The following is a 4,775-nucleotide window of genomic DNA, read 5'->3' on the forward strand; positions in this document are numbered from 1 at the left end:
TCCCGCGACACCCGGAAGTAGTGCCCGGTGCTGCTGTCGGTGCACGTCATGCCCGACGGCTCGCTGTCGCAGGTGATCGTGCCCGCGGACTGGGTCTGGCCGTAGTCGAGGGTCGGCTCGCCGGCGAAGCGCAGGGTGTCGCCGTGGCAGTGGATGGCGGCCGGCTCGCCCAGGTTCAACACGAAGCGGTTGCCCCAGGCGAGATGCTTGCCGCACTCCGGTGGCGGCGGTGGCTGGTAGTCGAAGTCGCTGATGTCGCACGCCACACCGAAGCCGCCCAGGACGCAGTAGATGTTGCCGGACGGCGATTGAAAGTTCTGGGTGTCCGCGTGCGCGGTCGCCGGCATCACGGTGGCGGCCGCGACCGTCGCGGCGGCGACAGCGAGGGTCCTCATCATTTGCTGAGCGTAAGCCTGTGCGCCGGTGGACCGGACCGATAATCCCGAAATGAGTTTGCGCGGGGGCCTTCACCTGGCCGCCCAAAAGGATTACAACGTCATCATGAAGGCATCAATGGTCGCCGCGGTTCCGCTCCTGGCGGCCGCGACCGCGGTGGGCCCGGCGCACGCGGACCCGCTCTACCACTTCCAGTCGCCCTCGGGCGACGTCACCTGCGTGATGGCGGCTTCGGTGTGGCGTGCGACATCAGCGACTTCGACTACCAGCCACCGCCGCCACCGGAGTGCGGCAAGCATCTCGCCTGGGGCAACCGCTTCGTGTTGAACCTGGGCGAGCCGGCCGCCATCCACTGCCACGGCGACACCCTGCGCTTCGCCGGCGAGCCGACCCTCGACTACGGCCAGACCCAGTCCGCGGGCACGATCACCTGCGACAGCGAGCCGTCGGGCATGACGTGCACCGACAGCAGCACCGGGCACTACTTCCGGGTGTCGCGGGAGGCATTCAACCTGAAGTAGCTAGTTCGACCGGTGCCTGAGCTCCTCGCGGGTGTGTTTCTCCACGAACAACGGAACGAAATCCCGTACGCGGCTGTGCGTGAACCGGGCGTGCTCTTCGCGGATGAGGGCGTCGACGACGTTCGATGGGATGTGCGGGAACTCATCTACGAGTTGCCGCTCGATGTCCGCCAACACCGCCTCTTCGTTGACCTGAGTGACCTTACCCATGAGCACGGTGTTCCCGGTCGGCGCTCGCTGTCAAACGGGTTTCAACCGCCGAGCGCGTTAAGCGGTTGCTGCGATCACGTAAACCCATAATAGAGCGATTGCTCTGTTACTATGGCGGCATGCCGCGCCCCCGCGTTCACGACCAGGACCGGATCCTGGATGCCGTCGAACGGCTGGCGGTGCGCTCCGGGCCGGCGTCGGTCACGATTCGCGCGATCAGTGACGCGATCGGCGTATCCAACGGCGCGCTGTACCACACGTTCGGCTCGCGCGCGGGACTCGTCGGGCGCGCCTGGCTGCGGGCCGGGCACCGATTCCTCAGCGCCCAAAGCGAATTGATCGACTCCGCCCCCGACCAAGACGGCGTCGCCGCCGTGGTGGCGGCGGCCGAGGCGCCGGCCGTGTTCGCCGAAACCCACCCCGAGTCGTCGCAACTTTTGCTGACGGTGCGCCGTGACGAGCTGTTGGGTCCGGAGATGCCGCCCGACATCGCCACCCAATTGCGTGACCTGGACCGGCTGCTGGTGGAGACGATGATCCGGCTGGCCCGCCGCCTGTGGGACCGCAAGGACGCCGCGGCCGTCGACGTCATCACGACGTGCATCGTCGACCTACCGACCGCGATCCTGTTGCGCCGCAACCGGATCGACGACCCCGACGCCCGGGAACGACTGCGCGCGGCGGTCGCCGCCGTGCTCGACCTCGGGGCGCCCCGAGGCAGGACCAGAGAAAGGGCCACGACATGACACCGACACTGAGTTGGGACGACAAGATCGCGATTCTGCGCCTCGGCGAGGACGAGAACCGTTTCTCCCCAGAGTTTCTCGACGCGATCGACGGGCAGCTCGACGAAATTCAGCAGGCCGGTGCGCAGGGCCTGGTCACCACCGCGGGCGGCAAGTTCTATACCAACGGCCTGGACTTGGACTGGCTGGGCGCTCACCCCGACCAGACCCAGTCCTACGTCGCGCGGGTGCAGGCCCTGCTGGCCCGCGTCCTCACCTTCCCGATGCCGACGGCCGCCGCGGTGACCGGGCACGCCTTCGGCGCCGGCGCCATGCTCGCGATGGCCCACGACGTGCGGGTGATGCGCGCCGACCGCGGGTTCTTCTGCTTCCCCGAGGTCGACATCCGCATCCCGTTCACCGACGGCATGGCCGCCCTGATCCAGGCCAAGCTCACGCCCCGCGCCGCGGTGGCCTCGATGACGACCGGGCGCCGGTTCGGCGGGGAGGAGGCCGCCGAATTCGGCATCGTCGACGCGACCGCCGCCGAGGCCGAGGTGACCGCCGCGGCGACCGACCTGTTGCGCCCGCTGGGCGGCAAGGACCCCGGCACGCTGGGGGCGATCAAGCAGACCATGTTCCGCGCCGCGGCCCGGGCGTTGACCGACGTCTGAGCCCGCGTGACATTTGCGTTAACGCTCAACCGATTTCGCGCACCGTGCTGAACCAAACGTCGCCGGCGGCCGTCTGCAGTGTGTCGCAGTGCCTCAAAGACGTTTGGAGACTTGGTGATCGCAGCACAATTTATTCGCCCCATCGGTGCCATGGAACGGCTCTTCTATCGCTACAGCGAACGCAATCCGACACACTTCTCGCTCGTTGCCGAGTTCGACCAAGTGCTCACCGCAAACAAGGTGAGGCCTGCGCTGGCCGCCGCGCAACGACGACATCCCTTGTTGTCCGCACACGTTGAGGACCAGCCCGGCTCGCGGCTCGGCTTCTACCGCGCCGCCACCGTCCCACCGATCACCCTGACCGTCCACCGCGCCGAGTCGTGGGAGCCCGTCGCGGCGGACGAGCTCAGCCGGCCATTCGACCGCTCGCGTGCGCCGCTGATGCGCGCGTCGCTGCTGCAGGGGCGAACCGGCAGTGCGCTGGTGCTGACGTTCGACCACACGCTCGCCGACGGGATTTCCTCGGTGCTGGTGCTCAAGGATGTCGTTGCCGCGCTCAACGGCGCGGACCTGCCCAATCTGCCTGTGCCCCAAGCCCAGGAGGACCTCGTCGCCCGCACGCTGGGCGAGATCGCGCCACGGGAGCTGCCCGACGATCCACGCATGCGGGTGCCCAGCGCCATCCGCCCGTTCGACGGCGCCCCGACCAACGTGCACACCATGGCGATGGCGGAAGTGGACACCGCGCTGCTGGCCCAGCGATGCCGCGAGGAACGCACCACCGTGCACGCGGCGCTGGTCGTCGCGATGTGCCGCGTCCGGGCCGCCGTGCGTGGCGAAGACTTTGTGCGAGTGCTCAACCCGATCAACTTCCGGGGGCTGATAGGCGTCGGCGGCGACTGCGGCCTCTTCATCCAATCGACCTGGACCGGCCTGTCGCCCTGGGATGGTGTTTCGTTCTGGGAGCAGGCCCGCGCGACCACCGCACACCTCGACGTCGCGCGGTCGGCGCGTGGAATCCGCACCGCCTCGCAAGCCGTCTCGGAAGCGATCGCGGTCGACGCCGAAGTCGACCACGCCGAAGAACTGTTCAGCCGCGTCTGCCCGTTCGAGATGATCGTCACGAACCTCGGCGTGCAGAACCTCGACGGCTCGGGCGCGCTGCGGCCCACGGCGGTGTGGGGCCCGGTGGTGCAAAGCCAGACCGAGGGCGAGTACGTCACCGGCATCACCACCTTCGAGGGCAGGCTGCGGATGACGACCTGCGGCTACAGCGTGCCGGCGACCTTCCTGAAGAGCGTCGGCGACGCCCTGCTGGCTGCCGTGCAGGAGCGCTGATTGTTACCATCGCGCGGTGACTGACCGCCCCGGCCGGCCGGGACCCATTTCCCGTCGCGACGTGCTGAGATTGGCTCCGGCGCTGCTCGGCGCCGGGGCCCTGGTAACCGCTCCCTCCGCCTCCGCCTCCGTCGCCGGGTCGGCCGTCTTCCTCGACCCGGGGCACAACGCCGTGAACGACGCGTCGATCAACCGGCAGGTCCCCAACGGCCGCGGCGGGACCAAGGCCTGCCAGACATCCGGGGCCGCCACCAACGACGGCTATCCCGAGCACGCGTTCACCTGGGCGGTCGTGGCGCTGATCAACCAGTCGCTCAACCAGCTGGGCGTGCGTACCCAGCTGTCGCGCGGTGACGACGGCTCCGTCGGCCCCTGCGTGGATCAGCGCGCCGCGGCCGCCAACGCGATGCGCCCCGACGCGATCGTGAGCATCCACGCCGACGGCGGACCCGCGTCCGGCAGCGGATTCCACGTCAACTACTCCAGCCCGCCCCTGAACGACGTGCAGGCCGGCCCCGCCGTCCAATTGGCCACCGCAATGCGGGATGCCTTGGCGCAGGCGGGCTTTCAGCCGGCCAACTACATCGGCTCGAACGGCCTCTACGGCCGCGACGACCTTGCGGGGCTGAACCTGGCCCAGTACCCGGCGATCCTCGTCGAACTCGGCAACATGAAGAACGCCGAGGACGCCGCGCGGATGGAAAGCCCGGACGGCCGCGCGCGTTACGCCAACGCGGTCACCCAGGGAATCGTGGCGTTCCTGAATGCCAAGTCCGGCTGAGCAATCGCTCAGCCGCCGAAGCTCCTGACCGGCGCGGTCGCCGGCCCACCCATGTCGAGGTGGCTGGAGGCGAAGGCGACGCCCTTGTCGATCATGGCGCCGTCGTCGGCGTAGGTGTTGTGGGCGGAGA

7 protein-coding genes and 1 pseudogene are annotated in these 4,775 nt (G+C 68.8%); 5 read left to right on the forward strand and 3 right to left on the reverse strand.

Translation table 11 applies throughout. The annotated features are described in order from the left end of the window. Positions 1 to 395 (reverse strand): DUF6636 domain-containing protein (locus tag A9X03_RS11375; RefSeq protein ID WP_156736165.1); only part of this gene is annotated, 395 nt, incomplete at its 3' end. Between the two features lie 216 nt (positions 396 to 611). On the opposite strand from A9X03_RS11375, the gene A9X03_RS11380 reads away from it, so the two are divergent. Continuing rightward, positions 612 to 917, forward strand: coding sequence for a DUF6636 domain-containing protein (locus A9X03_RS11380; RefSeq protein ID WP_369831291.1), 306 nt, complete (start codon positions 612 to 614; stop codon positions 915 to 917). Here A9X03_RS11380 and A9X03_RS11385 read toward each other — a convergent pair whose 3' ends face one another. Continuing rightward, positions 918 to 1,127 carry a three-helix bundle dimerization domain-containing protein gene (locus A9X03_RS11385; protein WP_067781847.1) on the reverse strand — a complete coding sequence of 70 codons (210 nt, stop codon included), beginning with the start codon at positions 1,125 to 1,127 and terminating at the stop codon, positions 918 to 920. 119 nt (positions 1,128 to 1,246) lie between these two features. Between A9X03_RS11385 and A9X03_RS11390 the strand changes: the two genes are divergently transcribed. The 4 genes from A9X03_RS11390 (at position 1,247) to A9X03_RS11405 (ending at position 4,645) form a co-directional block, all read left to right on the forward strand. Beyond that, on the forward strand, positions 1,247 to 1,873 hold the full coding sequence (locus tag A9X03_RS11390) for a TetR/AcrR family transcriptional regulator (protein WP_067781849.1): 627 nt from the start codon (positions 1,247 to 1,249) through the stop codon (positions 1,871 to 1,873). Beyond that, entirely contained in the window at positions 1,870 to 2,526 is a 657-nt protein-coding gene (locus A9X03_RS11395) for an enoyl-CoA hydratase-related protein (protein ID WP_068261086.1), read from the forward strand. The genes A9X03_RS11390 and A9X03_RS11395 overlap by 4 nt, the downstream gene beginning before the upstream one ends. 150 nt (positions 2,527 to 2,676) lie before the next feature. Continuing rightward, positions 2,677 to 3,864, forward strand: coding sequence for a condensation domain-containing protein (locus tag A9X03_RS11400; protein WP_156675673.1), 1,188 nt, complete (start codon positions 2,677 to 2,679; stop codon positions 3,862 to 3,864). Between the two features lie 46 nt (positions 3,865 to 3,910). Beyond that, positions 3,911 to 4,645 (forward strand): Rv3717 family N-acetylmuramoyl-L-alanine amidase, encoded by a 735-nt coding sequence (locus A9X03_RS11405; protein WP_197694430.1) that lies wholly within the window; start codon positions 3,911 to 3,913, stop codon positions 4,643 to 4,645. Between the two features lie 8 nt (positions 4,646 to 4,653). Here the strand turns inward: A9X03_RS11405 and A9X03_RS11410 are convergent. Next, positions 4,654 to 4,775, reverse strand: a pseudogene (locus A9X03_RS11410) (cutinase family protein); the annotation flags it as partial.

It is taken from the genome of Mycobacterium sp. E1715, from assembly GCF_001667625.1.
GTDB lineage: Bacteria > Actinomycetota > Actinomycetes > Mycobacteriales > Mycobacteriaceae > Mycobacterium.